The sequence below is a fragment of the Pseudomonas sp. HY7a-MNA-CIBAN-0227 genome (assembly GCF_040310325.1).
Taxonomy (GTDB): domain Bacteria; phylum Pseudomonadota; class Gammaproteobacteria; order Pseudomonadales; family Pseudomonadaceae; genus Aquipseudomonas.
On sequence record NZ_JBEOPT010000012.1, the window covers coordinates 1 to 20,874 of the forward strand.

Sequence of the window (20,874 nt, forward strand, 5' to 3'; positions counted from 1 at the left end):
GTCCAGGCAAACGGCAGAAGCCCGTCCAGCTCACCGTCCGTGAGGGTCAGCAGTTCCTCACCGGTAACCATCGACACTGGGCAACCGTTGGTGGCGGTTTTATCGGCACTGGTTGCTGCATCGCCGTTAGGGTTTTTCGCAGAAGAGGGCACATCGTCGACAGGCTCCTGCTTCACCAGCGATGTACGCGCCGTCTTCGGCTCTCGCACCATCGGTGCCGGATTCGAAACCTCATCCGCGCCTACCTTTAGCGGCACACTCGCGGCCTTGACCGGTACCGCATGACTCTTAAGCGCTACCGGCTTAAGCACCTCGGCATGCCCATCCATCCGGGCCGTGCCGCCCAACCTGGCCATCTGTTCCAGCCACTTCCGCGCACGGCCGGATTTGACCTTGCCCAGCACCTGCGTGCCCATGCGTACCGCTACGCCCATACCGCCGATGGCCCGCAGCAAAAGCAGATTGAGCAGTACCTCGGCGGTAATTTCGCTCAGCAACTCAATCATGTAATGCGGCGGCAGCATGCGCATCCAACTGACCATCGCCGACAGGTAGATGAACAGCAGCGGCTCATCGCTCAGGATCAGCAGGCCGTTGGCAATTGCCTCGTTGCTCAGTTGCAGCAGTGCCTCAAGCTCGGTTTGCGACAGGTACTGCAGCAGCTTTTCGCTGTTGGGCTTGACGTCTGCCAACCATTTGTACAATTGCGCAATACCGTCCCAGAGACCGTAAAGCACGTTTCCAAACCCCTGCGCATACGCCAGTTGCAGTGAGGTGTAACGCTCGACAACACCGGCCTTGGAGTAGCTCTCCCATATCGGCTTGAACGTGTCCGTCCACTCACCGCGCAAGCTGCCTTCCAGCGAGCTGATCTGAGTCTGATAGGACGCATACAGCGCCTTGACGTGATCCCTGGAAACGTTGGGATAAAAGCTGACCCGATACTGCTGGTCGCGGGTGCACTCAGTGACTTCAAGAATGCCGCTGGGGCCGATGGTTTTATGGATGGGGTCGCCGAGCGGTCCACCGTCCCTGGAGACCATTTGCAGCATCACCGGCGTATTACCAATCGGCACAAAGCGAGCACTTTGGAACATGTGCACCAGCGTCAATGAACCACTGGCCTTGCACATGGCGACGGTGCTGCTGGGAAGGAGAGAGCGGGTAACGGGCGTCACCAGCGCGACCTCATCCCCCACCTTGAATACCTGGTCGACATCCAGCGCCGAAAAGCTCCAGAAGCTCTCGGCCCACTCGTCATAGGTGTTAAGGCATTGCCTGAAGTCGCTGAGGACCGAATCGACGTCGCGCGTCTTCGAGTCCATCGCCGCCAGGACCATAAAGCCAATGGCGGGATTCAAGAGGCAGGCCCATTGGGTAGGGCGTCAATTGGAAAAAGCATCGGCGTTCCCTCGCGCTGAGTGATCAGGCGAGAGACTTTGCAGAGGTTTACAAGGCCGGGGAGTAGAGGTTATCTGGCCGCGTGGTAGGACGTTTCGTTAAAAAAACAGCGTGGTTTCAAACCTCGCCCACCAGCGCCAGGCCACCAGTCTTCCCGACCACCTGTTCCAGCAGTTCGCGACGGCGGCCGATGAGCACCAGGTTGGTGCCTTCGGCGGCGTACAAGCGGGCGCAGGCCGCGCCAACGTCCTTCTTGATCTTCTCCAGATCGTGGCCGATGCCCGCCATGATCTGCCCGCCGTTACGCCCGGTGCCACCAAAACCCAGGTAGCGCGCCTCCAGCACGACGATGTTGGTGATGCCTTTTTCGGCCAGTTCCAGGGCCGTGTTGATGCCGGAAAAGCCGCCGCCAATCACCACGACGTCAGCTTCAACATCCTGTTCCAGGGTCTGGGAACTGAGGTTGTATTTCTTGGTGGCTGTGTAATAGGTGGGCGTTTCGATAGTGATCATGGCGCAGCCTGGGAAGTGAAGGAAGGCGCCAAAGCGGATGCCTGCCATTAGGGGCCCTGGCGGGGTGGATATCTTGATCCTGGGTGCCGAGACCGCCAGAACCCAATGGCAACCAAGAAGCTATAGCGCGCCCAGGGGAGCGGGGTGTTAGAGTTTCGTTAAATTATTATCTAAATAAATCGTGACCCTGACCCTATGCTCAAACCCCGGCGATCTCTGACCTTGGCCCTGTTGCAGGCCCGTGAAGCGGCCATGAGTTTCTTTCGTCCTTCCCTCAACCAACATGGTTTGACGGAGCAGCAATGGCGGGTGATCCGCATCCTGCGCCAACAAAGCGAACTGGAAAGTCATCAACTGGCTCATCAGGCCTGCATCCTCAAACCGAGCATGACCGGCGTGCTGACACGGCTAGAGCGCGATGGCATCGTGCGGCGGCGCAAATCCAGCGAAGACCAGCGCCGGATGTTCGTCGCCCTGACCGAGCAAGGGCAACAGTGCTTTGTCGAGATGAGCGCGGGGATGGAAAGTAACTACCTGAAGATTCAGGAACAGTTTGGCGAGGAGAAGTTGGAGCAGTTGTTGGCGTTGCTCAATGAGCTAAAGGGCATCAAGCCCTGAACCAACAGCTTGGTTAACGCTACGGAGCAGCTCGAACAGTGACGCAAAGACGGCAATTCAGCACAGGCATGAAGGGCAAGAACCTGCGCTATCTGAATGAAAATCCAGGCCAGGTGCCGCGAATGGTTCGAGCAGGCTTTCTGCTGCTTGAACACTTTTCGTTGCCCGCGTTTACCCAGGCCCTGGATACGATCATCACCGCGAACCTTCTGCGCCCCGGCTTGTTTGCTTCGCGCACGTTCGGATTGACCGAAGCAGAGGTCATCAGCGATTTGGGCCTGGTCATTCGCCCGGATGCTCGTATCGATTGTTCGGTGACTCAAGACCTCGACCTGCTGGTCATTTGCGGCGGCTACCGGACTGAGCTGAAGGCTGATGATGCGTTCATTCACTTGCTGCAAGCCGCGGCGCAGCAGGGTGTCAGTCTGGCCGGGTTGTGGAATGGCGCATGGTTCCTGGGCAAGGCCGGCGTGCTTGACGGTTATCGTTGCGCCATCCACCCCGAACATCGGCCCGCACTCACAGAGATCGCCAAGGTCAGCCATGTCAGCAGTGAACCCTATGTGATTGATCGCGCCCGGCTCACCGCGTCCAGTCCCTCGGGTGCTTTCCATATGGCGCTGGACTGGATCAAGGGGTTGCACGGTAAGGCGTTGGTGGAGGGTATCGAGGACATCCTGGCGTTTGAGGAGTCTCGTTATCGGCGCATAAAGCCTGCTGAAAATATCTGTGTGAGCGCGCCTTTGCGTGAGGTGGTGAGGCTGATGGACGCCAACCTCGAAGAGCCTTTGGCGTTGGAGCAATTGGCGGGCTACGCGGGCCGTTCACGTCGCCAGTTGGAACGGCTGTTCCGAGAGCAGCTCGGGACAACGCCGCAACGTTATTATCTGGAGCTGCGTATCACTGAGGCGCGGCGGCTGCTCCAGCACACCGAACTGTCTCAGGTCGATGTGCTGGTGGCCTGCGGTTTTGTTTCCCCCAGCCATTTCAGCAAATGCTATAGCGCGTATTTTGGCTACAGGCCGTCGAAAGAAATTCGGCTGATCAAGTAGCCTCACCGCCGTGCTGCGCCAGGCCCGTCACTTCGATGCATGCGACGCCATCAAGGCTTGGCGGGGCGCGGTGATTTTCGTGCTCCTGGCCAGGGCTTGCTGCACATCCGCCAACAGGTCCGCGACATCCTCAAGCCCCACCGACAGCCGCACCAAACCTTCACTGATCCCATGGTGGGCGCGCTGCTCCGGCGTGTAGGTGGAGTGGGTCATGCTCGCCGGGTGCTGCGCCAACGATTCGGCATCCCCCAGGCTGACCGCGCGGGTGAACAGCTTGAGTGCGTTCATGAAGCGCCGACCGGTTTCGATGCCGCCCTTGAGTTCAAAAGCGATCATGCCGCCGGGCAATTTCATCTGCCGTGCGGCCAGTTCGTATTGTGGGAAGGACGGCAGGCCGGGGTAGGTGACCCATTCCACTGCCGGGTGCGCCTGCAAGGCTTCGGCCACGGCCTGGGCGTTGCTGCAATGGCGATCCATGCGCAGAGCCAGAGTCTTGAGGCCGCGCATCAGCAGGAAGGCGTCTTGGGGCGACATCACTGCGCCGGTCAAATCCTTCAAGCCTTGCAGGCGAATCCGCTGGGCCAGGGCGTGGCTGGTGACGGCGATGCCAGCGGTGATATCACCGTGGCCGCTGAGGTATTTGGTGGCGGAGTGCACGACTACGTCGGCGCCCAGTTCCAGGGGACGCTGTAGGTAGGGCGTGCAATAGGTGTTGTCGATCACCACAGTGATGCCGGGTTGTCGGTGGGCGATCTCGGCCACGGCGGCAATATCCACCAGCTGCAGGTTGGGGTTGGCCGGGGTTTCGCAGTAGATCATGCGGGTCGCGGGGGACAGCGCATCGCGCAGGGCGGCCAGGTCCGTCAGGTCGACGTGGCGCACCTTGATGCCGAATTCGCCGATGCCGTGGTGCAGCAGGGCGAAGGTGCAGCCGTATAACGTCTGGCTGACGATCACCTCATTCTCCGGTCGCAGCAGGGTCCAGAACGTCGCCGCAATGGCGCCCATGCCGGAACTGAACGCCACTGCCGCGTCGCCGCCTTCCAGCGTCGCCATGCGCGATTCCAGCAGGGCCAGCGTGGGGTTGGAGATGCGGGTGTAGAAGTGCCCACTTTCCTCGCCGGCAAAGCAACCGGCGCCATATTCGACCGTGGGGAAGGCGAAGGTCGCCGACAGATAAATCGGCGGTACCAGCGCGCCGTGATGGTCTTGCGGGTCGTAGCCGTGGTGGATGGCACGTGTAGAAAAGCCGAACGTATTATGTTTATTTTTCATGGTCTCAGGCTCCTTATTTCCTACAATGCTATGCTCATAACCGCAGCTGAACATTCCATACTTTGCCGGGAAAGCCCTCCAGTCTGGGATGAAAATCAATAAAAATGACTTTTTGAGGCAAGATATGCCTGCGAGCCTGGACCGTACCGATAAAGCCCTGTTAAACGCGTTGCAGGGTAATGCCCGCCTCACCGTCGCCGAGTTGGCCGAACGGGTTTCCCTGACCACATCGCCGTGCTGGCGCCGCGTGAAAAACCTGGAAGACAGCGGGGTGATCAGCGGCTATCAGGCGATCCTTTCGCCCAAGGCGCTGGGGTATGGGGTGACGGCGTTTGTCAGCATCATGATGGACACCCACTCGCGGGAAATCGCCAGGGCGTTTGAACAGCGCTTGCTGGAGATCCCCGAGATCGTGGCCTGCCATAACGTGTCCGGGCGTTATGACTTTCTGCTGGAAGTGGTGGCCAAGGATTTGGAGTCTTTCGGCGAGTTTGCGCGGGAGGTGTTACAGACGCTGCCGTGTGTGAAGGAAATCTATTCGAGTTTCTCCTATAAGTCGGTGCGGCCGTTGCGGGTGATTCCGTTGCCGGGTTAACCCTGGGGGAATATCGAGTTAACAAACGTTATCCAGCGTTAGTGCGGGTTTGGCACAAACGCTACGCTCCCGCCGTCACGCCGCTGAAACAGTCGCTCGCCATTGTCCGGCTGGGTGCGGATCACCTGATGATCGCTGCCCAGATAAGCCAGTGGCGCCGGGTCATCTTTTGCAGACTGCGCGACGATGATCGTGCGTTGCGTATCGAAGTGTTGGCCGCTGGCCTTGTCCAGCCAGGCCATGAACGCCGCGCTGTCGCCCTCGCGCGGAAAGTCCTGGGTTTGCGCCACGTAGTAGAACGGCGCGCCGTGGTTTTGCAGGTACATCGGCACTTTGTTATCCACTTCCACCATCACTATCCGCCATTGGTCCCAGGGTGCGCGTTTAACTGCCTGTGCTTGCACGTCGGCGGCGAAGCGGGTGACCCCGCCGTTGCCGTTGGTCCATGGATAGATCACCCCGAGGACCAGCATCAATACGACGGCGGCGACAGCGAAGCCACGGTTCCAAACGGCTGCACTGTGTTTGCGGGCAACGCGCTCACTGACCCACCACGCGGCCAGCAACTGCGCAAAGGGCACCAGTGGCAACACGTAGTAGCTGCGCCGACTGCCGCTGGCGGTGAAGAACAGGAATAGTAAACCCAGGCCCCAGACCAGCCAGCGCACGTTGGGTACGGTGTGGCGCCAGTGCCGCAGCGCCAGCCACAAACCGAGTATCCAGCATGGCGCCCATGGCAAGGTGTAGGCCGGCAGGTAGATCAGGTAGGTGTAGATCGGTCCCATATGGTCGAAGGGGTCGAAAAAGCGCACCACGTTTTCCCTGAAGACCAATTGCAGGCCGCTTTCACCATAGGTGGGCGCGCCGTAGAGATGGGACAGCATAAAGGGAATGGCATAGAACGCCCCAGCGATCACCAGCGCCAGTAGCAGGCGCAGGTTGAGATGGCGTTTGTAGCGTCCCTCGCTGAGCAGATGCGGCAGCAACACCAGCCCCGGCAGCACGAAGCCAATCAGCCCCTTGAACAGTGAGGTCGCGGCCAGCAGCAGGAAAAATACCGTGTAGCGGCCCAGTCGCGTGTCGTCCGGGCCGCGCCAGTACCACCAGACCGCCGCCAGCACTCCGCACACGGTCAGCACATCGGCCGTGGCCACTCGGGCCCAGAACATGAAGTAGAAGGTGGTCGCCAGCATCCACCCGGCCATCAGCCCGGTGCCCTTGCGGTACAGGCGTTCGCCGATCAGGTACACCAACCAGATGCTCAGCCAGGCAGCAATCACCGAGGGCAGGCGCAACGACCATGGCCCGAGGCCGCCCATCAGCTTGGCGAACCCGGTGATCAACCAGTATGAGGGCAGGGGTTTGTCATAGTACGGCGTGCCCTTGAGGTAAGGGTCGAAGTAGTCGCCGCTTTGCAGCATCTGCAGGGTGATGTTCGCCCAGCGGGTTTCCGGCCCCCACACATCGCGGCTGCCCAGGCCCAGCAACAGGATCACGGCGGACACGCTGAGGAGCACGAACAGGGCGCCTCGTTCAGTTTTCCAGAAGGTCATGGGTGATGTCCGGGTGAGGTTTGGAGGTGCAAGCCGAATCAAAATAGCGATGCTGTGTTACGGCAATTGCGGGTAAATCGTGATCACCAGATTGCCCTTGCGATAGCGCTTGCCTCCTGGCGGTAATTGCCCGGCCTCGCGCATTTCGCTGGTGCTCTTGACCCGCATCAGCACCCCCACCGACCCTCGCTGGCGTGCGTCGCTCATCCACGCCTGCACGCTGTCCAGGTCCACCTTGCGATGGCTGGCGTCGGGGTATTGCAGGCCGTAACTCAACTCGCCGACGGTGTCGTAGAACGCCACGTCGGGCTGGCGCAGACGCCAGGCCAGGGCCGACGCAGAGCCCAGTTCATTGCTCAGCAGTGAGCGGGTTTGTTGAAGCTCATCCAGGTGTTCGAGGATGAACTGATCGGGCATTTGGTTATCCGCTACCATGGCCGGCATCCCCGCCGGCAACAGTGCCACCAGCAACCAGATGCCCAGTGCCGGCATGGCCCATAAGGTCAGTGGGCGAAAGGCTTGTAGCAGGTTGGCGAGCATCCAGCCCATCAGCACGATAAAGGCCAGGGACAGGCTGAACATTTCCCGGTGGCTATTGCTGTACAGCGGATCGGTGATTTGCAGGTACAGCAGACCGACCATCGCCGTCATGCCGATAGCAAAGTTGAGCAGGCCGTTGAGGCAAATGGCGCGGCGTTTGCTTCGTGCCAGCAGGTCCATCAGGGTATGGCCCATCAACAGGGCCAGGGGCAGCAGGCACGGCATGATGTAGGTCGCCAGCTTGCCGTTGCTCAGGCTGAAAAAGCCCAGGGGCAGCAACAGCCACAGTGCCAGGAACAGAATTGGCGGGTCGGTTTTTTCGCGCCAGGTCTTGAGCAGGGTCATCGGCAGCAACCCGGCCCAAGGCAGAGCGGACACTACCATCAGCGGCAGGTAAAACCACCAGGGCCGAGTGTGTTGCGCGTTGTCGGCGGCGAACCTGCGAATGTGTTCATGCCAGAAAAAGAAGCGCCAGTAATCGGCTTCCTGCAGATGGATTGCCAGGGCCCAGGGCAGACAGACCAACGCGGCCACGCCCATCGCCAGCGGGCCATAGCGCAGCAGTTCACCCAGCCGCCGCTGCCAGAGCATGTAGGGCACGGCGATCAGCACCGGCAACAGCCAGGCCAGAAAGCCCTTGGTCATAAAACCCATGCCGCAGGCCAGGCCGAGCAAGGCCCAGGCCGCGAGTCGCGCCCAACGGGTGCTGCTGTCCAGGGCAAACCACAGCGCCACCAGGCTCAGGTTGACCCAGAAACTGAACTGCGGGTCGAGGTTGGCATAGCCCGCTTGGCCGGCTACCAGGCCAAAACTCAGGTAGAACAGTGCGCAGGCGAAGCTTTTACGCGGCTCGTTCCACAAGCGGCGGGCGATCAGCCAGGTCAGTAGCACACTCAGGCCTGTGGTCAGGACCGAGGCGATACGCACGCCGAACAGGTTGTCGCCAAACATTGCCTGGCCTATGGCAATCAGCCAATAGCCAGCGGCGGGTTTTTCGAAATAGCGCACACCCATAAAGTGCGGCGCTACCCAGTTGCCGCTCATGAGCATTTCCTGGCTGACCTGGGCGTAGCGGGTTTCGTCGGGAATCCACAGGCCGTGGCTGCCCAGAGGCAGCAGGAAAAACAGGGCAAATGCCAAGACCAGTAGCAGCAATGGTTTAAGGCGGGCGTGTGCGCTAATAGGTAAAGGAATCACAGAGTGTCCACTCGGTAATTGAAATAAGACTTCAGGTAATAACCGTTAGTGAACTATTGAAGGGCTCGACATACGTCTGAGTTACAGCAACTAACGATGCCACGTCGTGGCTGTCGCTTTGCTGAACATTCCCGGTGTTATTACAGGTAATAAAGTGCCTAGAGTTGTTTAAGCGCGGTGGCCCAATCCTGGCTGTTCATGATGCCCAGGGCCTTGAGCTTGCCGTCGGCGCTCACCTCGACAAACAGTGAGCTGCCGTATTCAGCGGCGTCGGCATGCTCAAAGCCCAGGGCCCGTTCAAAGTCGCTGATACAGGCGCTGTGGGTGATCAGCAGGAGGTTGCGCCCAGGGATCTTGTGGCCGAGGATTTCCTCGCCCATGGCGTCGCCGCAGATGGCCAGTGGGCCGGGGGACAGTTGGGTCTTGCCAAACATGAACAATAAAGTCTGCGCCGTGCGGGTGGCGGGGCTGCTCAGTACATCGCTGCTGTCCATGCCCAGGGTCTGGAAAGCCTTGCCCAGGGCGCTTGCGGACTGGCTGCCAGGCAGGGTCAGGCCATCTTCCGGGCCCAGACAGGGATTAGTGGAGCGGTCGCAGCGTTCTTCATGGCGCACCAGTACGATCAGGTCGCCATTGTGCCAACTGGCCAATACCCCCGAGGTCAGCAAGCGATTGCCGACGCCCAGGTCCAGGGGCGAAGAGGGCCAGAACATCACGCCAGCCACCAGCAGGCCGATAAAGGCCAGGCCCAGACAGAGATTTTTCAGGCGTTTTACAGGGGCCCGGCGGGAGCGGGTCTTGGTCAGGGTCAGATCAACCACACTTTTCACCATGGGGCACTGTTGGCGGCATTGAATTGAACAGGCGCAGCTAACAGACAACTGCCTGTGGTGGAGCAAAATCCTGTCATAGGACCGCTGTCTTTTTGCTGAACATGTGGGTATTAAAATTGTGCGCGTGAGGAAACTAACAAGTTTCAGGTAGCAATGTAGTTACCTGCGCTTGGTGAGTAATTTAAAGTGCGGCAGGTGGCAACTCGGTGAAATCAATGTGAAAAAATTGCATGGGTTGGACAGTCAGCCGTTATCCTCGACCGCAGTCCATCGGCAAGCGAGTCTTTCTATGCTTCAGGTGCAAGGTGTCTTCAAAAGCTACGACACGCCTCAGGGGCCGTTGGCGGTGCTGGCGGGTGTCGACCTGCACCTGGCCGAGCGCAGCAGCCTGGCGCTGATGGGCGAATCCGGTAGCGGTAAAAGCACCTTGCTGCATCTGGTGGCGGGGCTGGACCGTGTTGATCGCGGCAGCATCCAGGTGGGCGAACAGCGCCTGGACCAGATGAGCGAGGCGCAGTTGGCTCACTGGCGGCGCACCGACATCGGCCTGGTGTTCCAGCAGTTCAACCTGATCGGCAGTTTGCGGGTGGAGGACAACCTAGCCTTCCAGGCGCGGTTGGCCGGGCGTTTTGATCCGCTGTGGCAGGCGCAATTGGTGGAGCGCCTGGGCCTGGGGGATTTGCTCAAGCGCTATCCCGAACAACTCTCCGGCGGCCAGCAGCAACGGGTGGCCGTGGGCCGCGCCCTGGCGTCCCGTCCCGGCCTGCTGTTGGCCGATGAGCCCACCGGTAATCTGGACGAAGCTACCAGCGACGAAGTGCTGAAATTACTCCTGGACCTGCTGCGCGATAGCCCGACCTGCCTGTTGATGGTCACTCATAGCCCACGCATCGCGGCGCAGTTGGACCGGCAGGTGGTGTTGCAGCGCGGCCACGTATTGACTGCGGCTACTCACTGAGGTGCGTGTCTTCTACTGGACCTTGCGCGCGTTACTCAGCCATTGGCGCCGCCACCCCGTGCAGTTCTTCAGCGTGCTCACTGGCCTGTGGCTGGCCACTGCGTTGTTGACCGGCGTGCAAGCCCTCAACAGCCAGGCGCGGGACAGCTACGCACGGGCCAGCCAGTTGATTGGCGGCGAGCCCCAGGCCAGCCTCGGCACGCCGGACGGCGCCAGTTTCCCTCAAGCGATATTCGTTACCCTGCGCCGCGCGGGCTGGCCGGTGTCGCCAGTGGTGCAGGGGCGGTTGATCCTCAAGGGCCATGAAGAGCAACGTTTGCAACTGATGGGTATCGACCCCGTCTCGCTGCCTGGTGGTGGAACGGTCGCCGGGCAGACGTTGGATCGGGCGCAGATGATCGCCTTCTTCAATCCGCCGGGACGCACCTGGATTGCGCCCCAGACCCTCCAGGCGTTGGGGTTGCACGAGGGCGACCAGCCGCTGAGCGCCAGCGGGCAAGCCTTGCCACCGCTGCATGCACAGCCGGACATGGCCCCCGGTTTGCTGCTGACAGACATCGGCTTCGCCCAACCGCTGCTGGGCATGCCCGAGCGCCTGTCGCGGCTGTTGCTGGACAAGGACTTTGCCGCGAGCGATCCGGCATTGCCGGCGCAGTTAAGTGGGCAACTGCAACTCAAGCACGGCGAAGAAAACAACCTGTCGCGCCTGACTGAAAGTTTTCACCTGAACCTCGATGCCCTGGGATTCTTGTCGTTCGTGGTAGGGCTGTTTATCGCCCACGCCGCCATCGGCCTGGCCCTAGAGCAACGACGCGGCCTGCTGCGCACCTTGCGCGCCTGTGGGGTCAGCGCGCGGATGCTGATTGTCAGCCTGAGCGTCGAGTTGGGTGGCCTGGCCTTGTTGGGCGGTCTTGCGGGTGTCGCCAGCGGCTACCTGCTGGCCAGCCTGTTGCTGGCGGATGTCGCGGCCAGCTTGCGGGGTTTGTATGGCGCCGAGGTGCAGGGCCAACTGAGCCTGACCCCGCTGTGGTGGGCCAGTGGCCTGGGCTTGAGTGTGCTGGGCGCCTTGCTCGCCGGCGCCAGCAGTTTGTGGCGGGCGGCGCGTTTGCCGTTGCTGGCCCTGGCCAACGCACAAGCCTGGCACCAGGCCCACGGGCGCTGGTTGCGGCGTCAGGGTTGGGTGGCCGGCACGGCACTGCTGATCGCCCTGTTGGCGCTGCTGCTGGGCGACAGCCTGGCCAGCGGTTTTGTGTTGATGGCCGCCTTGTTGCTGGGGGCGGCCCTGGGTTTGCCAGTAGTGCTCAACGGCCTGCTCAAGGCGGTATTGGGGCGCAGCCGTTCGGTGCTGGGGCAATGGTTTCTCGCCGATTGCCGTCAGCAGTTACCGGCCCTGAGCCTGGCCCTGATGGCGTTGCTGTTGGCGCTGGCGGCAAATATTGGCGCCGGCTCCATGACCTCGGGGTTTCGTCATACCTTCAACAACTGGCTGGAGCAACGCCTGACTGCCGAGCTGTACCTCAACCCGCAAAACCCGGCTCAGGCCGAACACCTGCACAGCTGGCTGGCACAGCAACCGCTGGTCCAGGCCGTATTGCCCACCTGGCAAGTCGCGGTGCAATTGCAGGGCTGGCCGGCGGAGGTCTTTGGCGTGGTCGATGACCCGACCTATCGCCAGCACTGGCCGCTGTTGGAAGCGGTGGCCGGCGATCCCTGGGATCAGTTGCTGCAAAGCGACACGCTGATGCTCAGCGAACAACTGGCGCGTCGGCTGAAGGTGCAGTTGAACGATGTGGTGACGATTCCCACGTCCCAGGGGCCGTGGTCGCCTAAAGTCGTGGGAATTTATGCCGACTACGGCAACCCCAAGGGCCATCTGCTGGTCAATGCCCGGCACCTGTTGCAGCACTGGCCGGCCTTGTCGCCGGCGCGATTCAATCTGCGGGTATTGCCGGCCAATGTGCCGGCTCTGGTCGGTGAAGTGCAAAAGCAGTTCGCGCTGGAAGACAGCCGCATCGTCGATCAACAGCAACTCAAGGGCTGGTCGAGCCAGGTCTTCGAGCGCACCTTCGCCGCCACCGCTGCGCTCAATAGCCTGACCCTGGGCGTAGCCGGCGTTGCGCTGTTTATCAGCCTGTTGACCCAGAGTCAAAGCCGCCTCGGCCAACTGGCGCCATTGTGGGCGTTGGGGGTGACGCGGCGCCAATTGATGCTGCTCAACCTGGGGCAAACCTGGCTGCTGGCGATGCTGACCCTGGTGCTGGCGTTGCCCCTGGGCCTGCTGCTGGCCTGGTGTCTGGATGCGGTGATCAACGTCCAGGCTTTTGGCTGGCGCTTGCCGTTGCAGGTTTTTCCCTGGCAGTTGGCGCAGTTGCTGGGGCTGGCGATGGTAGCGACGCTGCTGGCTTCGGCCTGGCCGCTGTGGCAGTTGTACCGCAGCCGGCCAGCGGATTTATTGAGGACCTTTGCCAATGAAGATTAAGTGCCTGCTGTGGGCTGCCTTGCTGTTGTCGCTTGCTGCTTGCGACCAGCAGGCGCCGCCCGAGGAAAGCTTCGCCGGCCTTGGCAGCGACGCCTCGGACTTTGCCCAAGTAGTGCCCGGCAAGGTCTTCAGTTTTCCCGAGGATCACGGGCCACATGATGGCTTTCGCATCGAGTGGTGGTACGTCACCGCCAACCTGAAGGACGCTGAAGGCAACCTGTTCGGCGTGCAATGGACACTGTTTCGCAATGCCCTCAAGGCTGGCCCCGTGCAGCCGGGCTGGCGCGACTCTACCGTCTGGCTGGGCCACGCCGCCGTCACCTCGGCCACAAGCCACTACTCCGCCGAGCGCTACGCCCGAGGCGGCGTCGGCCAGGCGGGGGCCAACGCGGTGCCCTTCAATGCCTGGATCGACGACTGGAACTTCGTCACCCACCCCGATGCTGCAAGCCCCTTGGCCGACATGCGACTCAAGGCCAGCGGCGAGCACTTCAACTACGACCTGCAACTGACTTCCAGCCGCCCCTTGGTACTCCAGGGCGACCAAGGCTATAGCCGCAAATCCGACCGGGGCCAGGCATCGTATTACTACAGCCAGCCGTTTTTCCGGGCCCATGGCACGGTCACTATCGACGGTAAACGCTATCAGGTCGGCGGCCCCGCCTGGCTCGACCGCGAGTGGAGCAGCCAACCCCTGACCGCCAACCAGACCGGCTGGGACTGGTTCTCCCTGCATCTGGACAGCGGCGAGCAGTTGATGCTGTTTCGTGTGCGGCAAAAAGAAGGCGCGGCCTACCTGACTGGCACCTGGATCGACCATCAGGGCCGCACCCAGACCCTGCACAATCAGGATATCCAGCTCACGCCGTTAACCAGTACCGAGATCGACGGGCGCAGCGTACCCACGCGTTGGTCGCTGAAAGTCCCTGGCAAAAATCTCGATATCACCACCGAAGCAGTTAATCCCAAGGCGTGGATGAACCTAAGCATTCCTTACTGGGAAGGGCCGGTGAAGTTCCAGGGTGGGGTGGGGTATCTGGAGATGACCGGGTACTAGGTCTGCGGGCCGTAACTCTGTTCATGGTCAAGCTTTGGCGAGGCTGCGTCAGGCGCGCCGCGTTTCTTTTGCCTGGCTTGATGGCAGTGTTGCGGCCAACGTAGCCTCGCTAAAGTTCGACAACTACCTTTTTTTCGTTAGTGCGCCAGCGCCAGCTTCATCGGCAAGCGTGCCATGCTGGTGTTCTTCAGCGAGCCCAGGTAGAGCCAGTCGCCATATTCACGGGCGGTGGTGATGGGTGAATAGTTGCCGGCGCTGCCATCCTGCAGGTTGGCGATTACCTGGCCATTGACGTCAAGCCCCAGGACAAAGGCTTTGCGCTCTATCGGCTTGGGCACCACCATCAGCGCTCGCACCATCACTTTGCGCATCAGCGGATAACCAGCAAAGCCATCGAGCAGCGGGTTGCGCGGCGAATACAGGGCCACCCAGAAACGGTCCTGGCCGTTGAAACTGAGGTTGTCCGGCAGCCCCGGCAGGTTGTCGATAAACAGGTCATGGGTGCCAGCCTTGCCGCCCTTGAGCCAATAGCGGCTGATGCGATAGGCACCGGTTTCGTTGACCAGTACATAGTTCTCGTCAGGGCCCAACGCCACGCCATTGGCGAACTGCAACTGATCGAGCAGCACCTCGGTCTGGTTGTTGCTGAAGTCGTAGCGCAACAGTCGACCATCGCCGCCGTGTTCGATCACTGCTTCACCGTCCTCGCCATAACCCCAGCGGCTCGACGCATCGCTGAAGTAGGCATAACGCCCGGCAGCGTCCACGGTAACGTCATCGGTAAAACCGAACGGCAGGCCGTTGGCACTGGTGCTCAGGGTGGTGAGCTTGTGCTGGGTATCCAGGGCCAGTAGGCCTTTGACACCGTCGGCAATGATCAGGCGACCGTCCGGGTGCAGTGCCAGGCCCAAGGGACGGCCACCGGTATTGGCCAGCACTTCCAGGGTTTTGCTTTCGGGCGAGGTGCGGATGATGCGGCCGTCATGCAGGCCGGTAATGAGAAACCCCTGGGCATCCACCAGCAACGCTTCGGGCCCGGCGATCTCCTGGGCGCCGATGCGTTGCACGTCCTTGAGGCGCTGGTTTTCGGCGAAGGGCCCATCCTTCATCGACGGCGCCTTGGGGGGCGACCAGTTGACGGGCTGGACCTTGGTGGGCATCAACAGCAGGAAGGCAACGACCACAATCAGGATCAGCAGGAGTAAATGGCGAACTTTTCTTGAACGGGTACTCATGACAATTTCCGTGAGTCTTGGGGTTGAGGGGCGGCCGGCTCCCAGTGCAGGGTGCCGAACAGGTAATCCATCAGCGGCAGCACGATATTGAAGTTGCGACTTTGCATCAGTTCGCGGCGGTGATGCAGCGCGTGCAACTGGCGCATCTGCTTGATCCATGGCAGGCGGGCCAGGGGATGGTTCTCGTGCAGGTGTTCGCAGGCATGGAAAATTTCATAGAGCAGGTAGCCGAGGATCATGCACCCGGCGAACAACCCGGCGACGTTGGGGTTCAGCTGTTTGAGCAGCCACCAGGCAGGCAGGGTAATGGCCAGGCTGTGAAGGACGATCAGCCAGGTGGGGAACAGGATCACTCGCCAGTCTTTCGGGCTGTCGTAGGTCATGTGGCCGGGGGTGAAAAAGCTGTGGTGGTCGCCGGTGTGGCGGGCGTAGAACAGCTTGGCAAAGCCGTGTTTGTGGTGGCCCAGGTAGCGGTGGATGAGGTAGATGCACAGGTTGAAGAACACCAGGGCCAGGGGGATGGTCAGCCATTCCCAAGGCTGGATCTGGTGGGTGCTGCGCCAGGATAGGGTGATGCATAGCAGGCCGTAACCCAGTACGAAACTGGCATGCAGCCAGGGGTTGTAGCGGGGGTGGACGCTGGCGCGATAGCGGGTGCGGAAGGCCTCGGTGGGGTGGTTCATGGGCGGGGCTCGTTGTTGTTTTTTTATTGGGGGTGAGGTTAGTTGGTTGTGGGGATTATGCGCGGGCTGATAGCCGATCGGGGCGGAGTACATATCTGTTGCTGCGGTACCGGATATGCACCCAGTCAAACACCCCCCGGTCAGCTACCCCCATCAAGAAGAACAGAAGACTTGCGACCCCCCCATTTCTTTGCTAGCTTCTCGCAAAATGTTAACGATAACATTTGCTCTAAAAATAAAAACAAAACAGAGATCCTCGCCATGAAAACGCTTCCGAAAACCCTGTGTTTGCTGGCTTTAAGTATCAATATTGGCACCGCCACCCTGGCGCAGGCCGACACCAAATCCGCACCCATCCGCATCGGTGCGTCCTTCCAGGAAATCAACAACCCTTACTTCGTCACCATGAAAGACGCCCTGCAGGAAGCCGGGGCGACGATCGGTGCGCAGTTGATCATCACCGACGCCCGCCACGATGTGTCCAAGCAGGTCAGCGACGTCGAAGACATGCTGCAAAAAGGCATCGACATCCTCCTGATCAACCCCACCGACTCAGTGGGCGTGCAGTCTGCCGTCAAGTCCGCCCACGCCGCGGGTGTCGTGGTGGTGGCGGTGGACGCCCAGGCCGAAGGTCCGCTGGATTCCTTTGTTGGTTCGAAGAACTTCGACGCCGGGTTCCAGGCGTGTGAGTACCTGGCCAAGCACATCGGTAACCAAGGCAATATTGCGATCCTCGACGGCATCGCGGTGGTGCCGATCCTGGAGCGGGTGCGGGGTTGCAAGGAGGCCGTGGGCAAGCATCCGGACATCAAGATTGTCAGTATCCAGAACGGCAAGCAGGAGCGTGACCAGGCGTTGACGGTCACCGAGAACATGCTCCAGGCCCAACCCAACCTCAAGGGTATCTTCAGCGTCAACGACAACGGCTCCCTCGGTGCTCTGTCGGCCATCGAAGCCAGCGGCCTGGACGTCAAGCTGGTGAGCGTCGACGGTGCGCCGGAAGCGATCAAGGCTATCCTCAAGCCCGGCAGCAAGTTCATCGCCACCTCGGCGCAATACCCCCGTGATCAGATCCGCCTGGCCCTGGGCATTGCCCTGGCCAAGAAGTGGGGGTCGCAGGTGCCTGCCAGCATTCCGGTGGACATTGCCCTGATCGACCAGGCCAAGGCCAAAGACTTCAGTTGGTAATCCCCCTTGGCCCCCTATCACCAGGGGGGCCAAGGTCATCCTTCTGCATAAGAGGTCGGCGGTATGAGCAGTCTGCTGAAGCTGGAAAACATCTGTAAGCGCTACCCGGGCGTGCAAGCTCTCAAGGGCATCGGCCTGCAGGTGGAGCGGGGTGAGATTCATGCGTTGCTGGGGGAGAATGGCGCCGGCAAATCAACCCTGATGAAGATCCTCGGCGGTGTCGAGCATCAGGATGAAGGGCGGATTCTGATTGACGGTCAAGTGCAGCAATTTGCGACCTACCGCGATGCGATTGCCGCCGGGATCGGTATCGTGTTCCAGGAATTCAGCCTGATTCCCTACCTGACCGCGGTGGAAAATATCTTCCTCGGGCATGAGCTGAGCAACCGCTTCGGCCTGTTGCGCAAACGTGAGATGCATGACGCCTCGGCCGCTCTATTCCAACGCCTGGGGGTGTCCATTGACCTGCAATGCGCGGTCAGGCACCTGAGTGTGGCCGAGCAGCAGTTCGTCGAGATTGCCAAGGCCCTGGCCCTGGATGCGCGGTTGCTGGTGCTCGATGAGCCCACCGCGACGCTTACACCGAATGAAGCCGAGCTGTTGTTCGACATCATGCGTGAACTCAAGCGCCAGGGCGTGGCGGTGATTTTTATTTCCCATCACCTGGAGGAGATTTTCCAGGTCTGCGATCGCATCAGCGTGTTGCGCGACGGCGGCAATGTCGGCGTCACCGACGTGGCTGACAGCGATATCGACCGTCTGGTGGAGATGATGGTGGGCCGGCGCCTGGAGTGCAGCTTCCCGCCCAAGGCCGCCAGCGAGCGCGGGCCGTTGCTGCTGGAGGTCAAGGACATCCAGTTGGTGCGCAACGGGCCGCATAACCAGTTCCAGTTGCATAAGGGCGAGATCCTCGGCTTTGCCGGCCTGGTGGGCTCCGGCCGCACCGAATTGGCGCTGGGCATGATGGGTGCGCTGCCGTCGGTGAGCAAAGACGTGTGGCTGCGGGGTGAAAAAGTCACCCTCGATGACCCGGCCCAGGCCTTGGCTCACGGCATCGGCCTGCTGCCGGAAAGCCGCAAGAGCGAAGGGCTGATCACCGATTTCAGCATTCGCGAAAACATCTCCCTCAACAACTTGCGCAAGTACCAGGGCCACAGCGGCCTGATCGATAAGGACAAGGAATGCGCCAGCGTCGAAACGTTGATGCGCCAGTTGTCGATCAAGGCGCCCAGCGGTGAAAGCCGGGTGTTCAACCTCAGCGGTGGCAACCAGCAGAAAGTGGTGATTGCCCGCTGGATCAACCACCACTGCGATGTGCTGGTGTTCGACGAACCCACCCGTGGCATCGACGTCGGCGCCAAGGCACAGATCTATGCACTGATGCGCAGCCTCACCGAACAAGGCTACGCAATCATCATGATTTCCTCGGAGTTGCCGGAAGTCATCGGCATGTGCGACCGCGTCGCCGTGTTCCACAAGGGCGCCATCGTCAAGGTACTGGAAGCGTCCGCCGTCAATCCTCAAGAGGTCATGCGCCATGCAACAGGGGGCTCAAGTGAATACGTCCATTGATACGGTCGGGACCGCCCGGCTGCGCCTGAACCTGGCGCGGCTGATCCGTTCTCCGGCATTTTATCCGTTTGTCGGGCTGCTGGTGGTTACGTTGGTGATGATCGTTGCCAGCGACAATTTTCTCACCGTCAACAATCTTTCGAATATCGCTCGCCAAGTGTCGATCAACGCGATTATCGCGGTGGGCATGACCTGCGTGATTCTCACCGGCGGTATCGATTTGTCGGTCGGGCCGGTGATGGCCTTGTCTGGCACCTTGACCGCCGGCTTGATGGTCGCGGGCTTGCCGCCAGGGCTGGCGATTGGCGCCGGGATGTTGGTCGGCGTGGCGTTTGGCATTGGCAATGGTTTGTTTGTCGCCTACCTGCACATGCCGCCAATCATCGTCACCTTGGCGACCATGGGCATCGCCCGTGGGTTCGGCTTGATGTACACCGATGGCTACCCGATTTCCGGCTTGCCGGACTGGTTCGGTTTCTTCGGCCGCGAAAGCCTGTTCGGCATACAGGTGCCAATCCTGATCATGCTGGTGACCTACCTGCTGGCCTATGTGCTGCTGCAACACACCCGTATTGGCCGCTACATCTACGCCATTGGCGGCAACGAAGAAGCGGTGCGTTTGTCTGGGGTACGGGCGGCGCGGTTCAAGTTGTTGGTGTATGGCATCAGCGGCCTGACGGCGGCGATTGCCGGGCTGGTGCTGACCTCACGGCTGATGAGTGGCCAGCCCAACGCCGGGGTTTCGTTTGAACTGGATGCCATTGCCGCCGTGGTCCTCGGTGGTGCCTCGATTGCCGGTGGGCGCGGAGTGATTGTCGGCACCTTGCTCGGCGCCATGCTGCTGGGGGTGCTGAACAACGGTTTGAACATGCTCGGGGTTTCGCCCTACGTTCAGAGTGTGATCAAGGGCGGGATCATTTTGCTGGCGATCTTTATCAGCCGTCAGCGCCACAAGTAAACCCACTACGTTTTCTCGGCGCGGCCCGCTGGCCGCGACGGACTCCTTCATGCTCAAAAAAGGTCAGAACACCATGGATAAGCACAGCCAAATGCAAGCCGTCGTCTGCCACGGCCCGAAAGACTACCGCCTGGAACTCATCGGCAAACCCCAGGCACGTCCCAATGAACTGGTGATCCGCATTGCCGCCTGCGGGATTTGCGCCAGTGACTGCAAATGCCATTCCGGTGCGGCAATGTTCTGGGGCGGCGACAACCCGTGGGTCAAGGCGCCGGTGGTGCCAGGGCATGAGTTTTTCGGTTACGTGGTACAGGTGGGCGAGGGCGCCGAGGAACACTTCGAGGTCAAGGTCGGCGACAAGGTAATCGCCGAGCAGATCGTGCCCTGCGACAAGTGTCGTTTCTGCAAGTCCGGCAAGTACTGGATGTGCGAAGTACACAACATCTTCGGTTTCCAGCGGGAAGTGGCGGAAGGCGGCATGGCCCAGTACATGCGTATCCCCAAGACCGCCATTGTGCACAAGATCCCGGAGTCGGTGTCCCTGGAGGATTCGGCGCTGATCGAGCCGATGTCCTGCGCAATTCACACCGTCAACCGAGGTGAAATCCAGCTCGACGACGTACTGGTGATTGCCGGTGCCGGCACCCTTGGGCTGTGCATGGTCCAGGTGGCTGCGCTGAAAACCCCGAAAAAACTGGTGGTGATCGACATGGTGGACGAACGCCTGGAACTGGCGAAAAAATTTGGCGCCGATGTGGTGATCAACCCGTCCCGGGACAACGCTCGGGAGATCATCAATGGCCTCACCGACAACTATGGCTGCGACGTGTACATCGAAACCACCGGCGTGCCAGTGGGCGTTACCCAGGGCCTGGAGTTGATCCGCAAACTGGGGCGTTTTGTCGAGTTCAGTGTGTTTGGCGCCGAGACCAGCGCCGACTGGTCGATCATTGGCGACCGCAAGGAGCTGGACGTGCGCGGCGCGCACCTGGGACCTTATTGCTACCCGGTGGCCATCGACCTGTTCGAGCGTGGCCTGGTGACCTCCAAGGGCATCGTGACCCATGACTTCCCGCTGGACAGTTGGGCCGAAGCGTTTGACCTGGCCAACTCGGTGAAGTCGATCAAAGTCCTGTTGAAGCCGGCGCAGCCTCCCCATGAGTAAAA

At 60.7% G+C, this 20,874-nt stretch carries 18 protein-coding genes; 10 read left to right on the forward strand and 8 right to left on the reverse strand.

The window, feature by feature from the left end; genetic code table 11:
- The coding region (locus tag AAEZ06_RS19300) for a DUF6531 domain-containing protein (RefSeq protein ID WP_350615851.1) at positions 1 to 1,325 on the reverse strand (1,325 nt) is incomplete at its 3' end.
- A 193-nt stretch (positions 1,326 to 1,518) separates the two neighbouring features.
- Positions 1,519 to 1,914, reverse strand: a complete 396-nt coding sequence (locus tag AAEZ06_RS19305; RefSeq protein ID WP_350615690.1) for an FAD-dependent oxidoreductase — start codon at positions 1,912 to 1,914, stop codon at positions 1,519 to 1,521.
- Positions 1,915 to 2,109: 195 nt separating this feature from the next.
- On the opposite strand from AAEZ06_RS19305, the gene hpaR reads away from it, so the two are divergent.
- Together hpaR and souR are read left to right on the forward strand one after the other, a co-directional pair.
- Positions 2,110 to 2,532 carry a homoprotocatechuate degradation operon regulator HpaR gene (gene hpaR / locus AAEZ06_RS19310; protein ID WP_350615692.1) on the forward strand — a complete coding sequence of 141 codons (423 nt, stop codon included), beginning with the start codon at positions 2,110 to 2,112 and terminating at the stop codon, positions 2,530 to 2,532.
- A gap of 68 nt (positions 2,533 to 2,600) precedes the next feature.
- Complete coding sequence (gene souR, locus AAEZ06_RS19315) at positions 2,601 to 3,584, forward strand: transcriptional regulator SouR (RefSeq protein WP_350615694.1); 984 nt, start codon at positions 2,601 to 2,603, stop codon at positions 3,582 to 3,584.
- A gap of 27 nt (positions 3,585 to 3,611) precedes the next feature.
- On the opposite strand, the gene AAEZ06_RS19320 is transcribed toward souR, so the two are convergent.
- The gene (locus AAEZ06_RS19320; protein WP_350615696.1) at positions 3,612 to 4,859 is read right to left on the reverse strand and encodes a methionine gamma-lyase; all 1,248 of its coding nucleotides are present in this window, start codon (positions 4,857 to 4,859) and stop codon (positions 3,612 to 3,614) included.
- Positions 4,860 to 4,983: 124 nt separating this feature from the next.
- Between AAEZ06_RS19320 and AAEZ06_RS19325 the strand changes: the two genes are divergently transcribed.
- Positions 4,984 to 5,454, forward strand: coding sequence for an Lrp/AsnC family transcriptional regulator (locus AAEZ06_RS19325; RefSeq protein ID WP_133100505.1), 471 nt, complete (start codon positions 4,984 to 4,986; stop codon positions 5,452 to 5,454).
- A 38-nt stretch (positions 5,455 to 5,492) separates the two neighbouring features.
- Here AAEZ06_RS19325 and AAEZ06_RS19330 read toward each other — a convergent pair whose 3' ends face one another.
- The 3 genes from AAEZ06_RS19330 to pmrG all read right to left on the reverse strand — a co-directional run bounded on the left by AAEZ06_RS19330 (position 5,493) and on the right by pmrG (position 9,577).
- The gene (locus tag AAEZ06_RS19330) at positions 5,493 to 7,007 is read right to left on the reverse strand and encodes an ArnT family glycosyltransferase (RefSeq protein ID WP_149413179.1); all 1,515 of its coding nucleotides are present in this window, start codon (positions 7,005 to 7,007) and stop codon (positions 5,493 to 5,495) included.
- Positions 7,008 to 7,064: 57 nt separating this feature from the next.
- Positions 7,065 to 8,744 (reverse strand): lipid IV(A) 4-amino-4-deoxy-L-arabinosyltransferase, encoded by a 1,680-nt coding sequence (arnT, locus tag AAEZ06_RS19335; protein ID WP_350615699.1) that lies wholly within the window; start codon positions 8,742 to 8,744, stop codon positions 7,065 to 7,067.
- A gap of 158 nt (positions 8,745 to 8,902) precedes the next feature.
- Positions 8,903 to 9,577: a lipopolysaccharide core heptose(II)-phosphate phosphatase PmrG gene (gene pmrG, locus AAEZ06_RS19340; protein WP_350615701.1), complete on the reverse strand. Its 675-nt coding sequence runs from the start codon at positions 9,575 to 9,577 to the stop codon at positions 8,903 to 8,905.
- A gap of 289 nt (positions 9,578 to 9,866) precedes the next feature.
- Between pmrG and AAEZ06_RS19345 the strand changes: the two genes are divergently transcribed.
- From AAEZ06_RS19345 to AAEZ06_RS19355, 3 genes are read left to right on the forward strand one after another with little or no spacing between them, the layout of a single operon-like run.
- Positions 9,867 to 10,535, forward strand: coding sequence for an ABC transporter ATP-binding protein (locus tag AAEZ06_RS19345; protein WP_350615703.1), 669 nt, complete (start codon positions 9,867 to 9,869; stop codon positions 10,533 to 10,535).
- A 1-nt stretch (position 10,536) separates the two neighbouring features.
- A complete protein-coding gene (locus AAEZ06_RS19350) occupies positions 10,537 to 13,014 on the forward strand; it encodes an ABC transporter permease (RefSeq protein WP_350615705.1) in 2,478 nt (825 codons plus the stop codon).
- A complete protein-coding gene (locus tag AAEZ06_RS19355; RefSeq protein WP_149413175.1) occupies positions 13,004 to 14,071 on the forward strand; it encodes a lipocalin-like domain-containing protein in 1,068 nt (355 codons plus the stop codon). The genes AAEZ06_RS19350 and AAEZ06_RS19355 overlap by 11 nt, the downstream gene beginning before the upstream one ends.
- Before the next feature lie 137 nt (positions 14,072 to 14,208).
- On the opposite strand, the gene AAEZ06_RS19360 is transcribed toward AAEZ06_RS19355, so the two are convergent.
- Both AAEZ06_RS19360 and AAEZ06_RS19365 read right to left on the reverse strand, forming a co-directional pair.
- A complete protein-coding gene (locus tag AAEZ06_RS19360; RefSeq protein WP_149413174.1) occupies positions 14,209 to 15,306 on the reverse strand; it encodes an SMP-30/gluconolactonase/LRE family protein in 1,098 nt (365 codons plus the stop codon).
- Positions 15,303 to 15,989: a sterol desaturase family protein gene (locus AAEZ06_RS19365; protein WP_350615710.1), complete on the reverse strand. Its 687-nt coding sequence runs from the start codon at positions 15,987 to 15,989 to the stop codon at positions 15,303 to 15,305. The genes AAEZ06_RS19360 and AAEZ06_RS19365 overlap by 4 nt, the downstream gene beginning before the upstream one ends.
- Before the next feature lie 261 nt (positions 15,990 to 16,250).
- Between AAEZ06_RS19365 and AAEZ06_RS19370 the strand changes: the two genes are divergently transcribed.
- The 4 genes from AAEZ06_RS19370 to AAEZ06_RS19385 all read left to right on the forward strand — a co-directional run bounded on the left by AAEZ06_RS19370 (position 16,251) and on the right by AAEZ06_RS19385 (position 20,872).
- A complete protein-coding gene (locus tag AAEZ06_RS19370) occupies positions 16,251 to 17,177 on the forward strand; it encodes a substrate-binding domain-containing protein (protein ID WP_149413172.1) in 927 nt (308 codons plus the stop codon).
- Positions 17,178 to 17,240: 63 nt separating this feature from the next.
- A complete protein-coding gene (locus AAEZ06_RS19375) occupies positions 17,241 to 18,749 on the forward strand; it encodes a sugar ABC transporter ATP-binding protein (RefSeq protein ID WP_350615713.1) in 1,509 nt (502 codons plus the stop codon).
- Positions 18,715 to 19,707, forward strand: a complete 993-nt coding sequence (locus AAEZ06_RS19380; protein ID WP_149413170.1) for an ABC transporter permease — start codon at positions 18,715 to 18,717, stop codon at positions 19,705 to 19,707. Before AAEZ06_RS19375 ends, AAEZ06_RS19380 begins: the two co-directional genes overlap by 35 nt.
- A 73-nt stretch (positions 19,708 to 19,780) precedes the next feature.
- A complete protein-coding gene (locus AAEZ06_RS19385; RefSeq protein WP_350615853.1) occupies positions 19,781 to 20,872 on the forward strand; it encodes an alcohol dehydrogenase catalytic domain-containing protein in 1,092 nt (363 codons plus the stop codon).
- The last annotated feature ends 2 nt before the right edge of the window (positions 20,873 to 20,874 follow it).

Coding starts and splice junctions, on each gene's coding strand:
- AAEZ06_RS19360 (WP_149413174.1), bottom strand. CDS start 15,306: ATGAGTACCCGTTCAAGAAAAGTTCGCCATTTACTCCTGCTGATCCTG.
- AAEZ06_RS19345 (WP_350615703.1), top strand. CDS start 9,867: ATGCTTCAGGTGCAAGGTGTCTTCAAAAGCTACGACACGCCTCAGGGG.
- pmrG (WP_350615701.1), bottom strand. CDS start 9,577: ATGGTGAAAAGTGTGGTTGATCTGACCCTGACCAAGACCCGCTCCCGC.
- AAEZ06_RS19380 (WP_149413170.1), top strand. CDS start 18,715: ATGCAACAGGGGGCTCAAGTGAATACGTCCATTGATACGGTCGGGACC.
- AAEZ06_RS19370 (WP_149413172.1), top strand. CDS start 16,251: ATGAAAACGCTTCCGAAAACCCTGTGTTTGCTGGCTTTAAGTATCAAT.
- AAEZ06_RS19325 (WP_133100505.1), top strand. CDS start 4,984: ATGCCTGCGAGCCTGGACCGTACCGATAAAGCCCTGTTAAACGCGTTG.
- AAEZ06_RS19320 (WP_350615696.1), bottom strand. CDS start 4,859: ATGAAAAATAAACATAATACGTTCGGCTTTTCTACACGTGCCATCCAC.
- AAEZ06_RS19355 (WP_149413175.1), top strand. CDS start 13,004: ATGAAGATTAAGTGCCTGCTGTGGGCTGCCTTGCTGTTGTCGCTTGCT.
- AAEZ06_RS19375 (WP_350615713.1), top strand. CDS start 17,241: ATGAGCAGTCTGCTGAAGCTGGAAAACATCTGTAAGCGCTACCCGGGC.
- AAEZ06_RS19365 (WP_350615710.1), bottom strand. CDS start 15,989: ATGAACCACCCCACCGAGGCCTTCCGCACCCGCTATCGCGCCAGCGTC.
- AAEZ06_RS19385 (WP_350615853.1), top strand. CDS start 19,781: ATGGATAAGCACAGCCAAATGCAAGCCGTCGTCTGCCACGGCCCGAAA.
- AAEZ06_RS19330 (WP_149413179.1), bottom strand. CDS start 7,007: ATGACCTTCTGGAAAACTGAACGAGGCGCCCTGTTCGTGCTCCTCAGC.
- hpaR (WP_350615692.1), top strand. CDS start 2,110: ATGCTCAAACCCCGGCGATCTCTGACCTTGGCCCTGTTGCAGGCCCGT.
- AAEZ06_RS19305 (WP_350615690.1), bottom strand. CDS start 1,914: ATGATCACTATCGAAACGCCCACCTATTACACAGCCACCAAGAAATAC.
- souR (WP_350615694.1), top strand. CDS start 2,601: ATGAAGGGCAAGAACCTGCGCTATCTGAATGAAAATCCAGGCCAGGTG.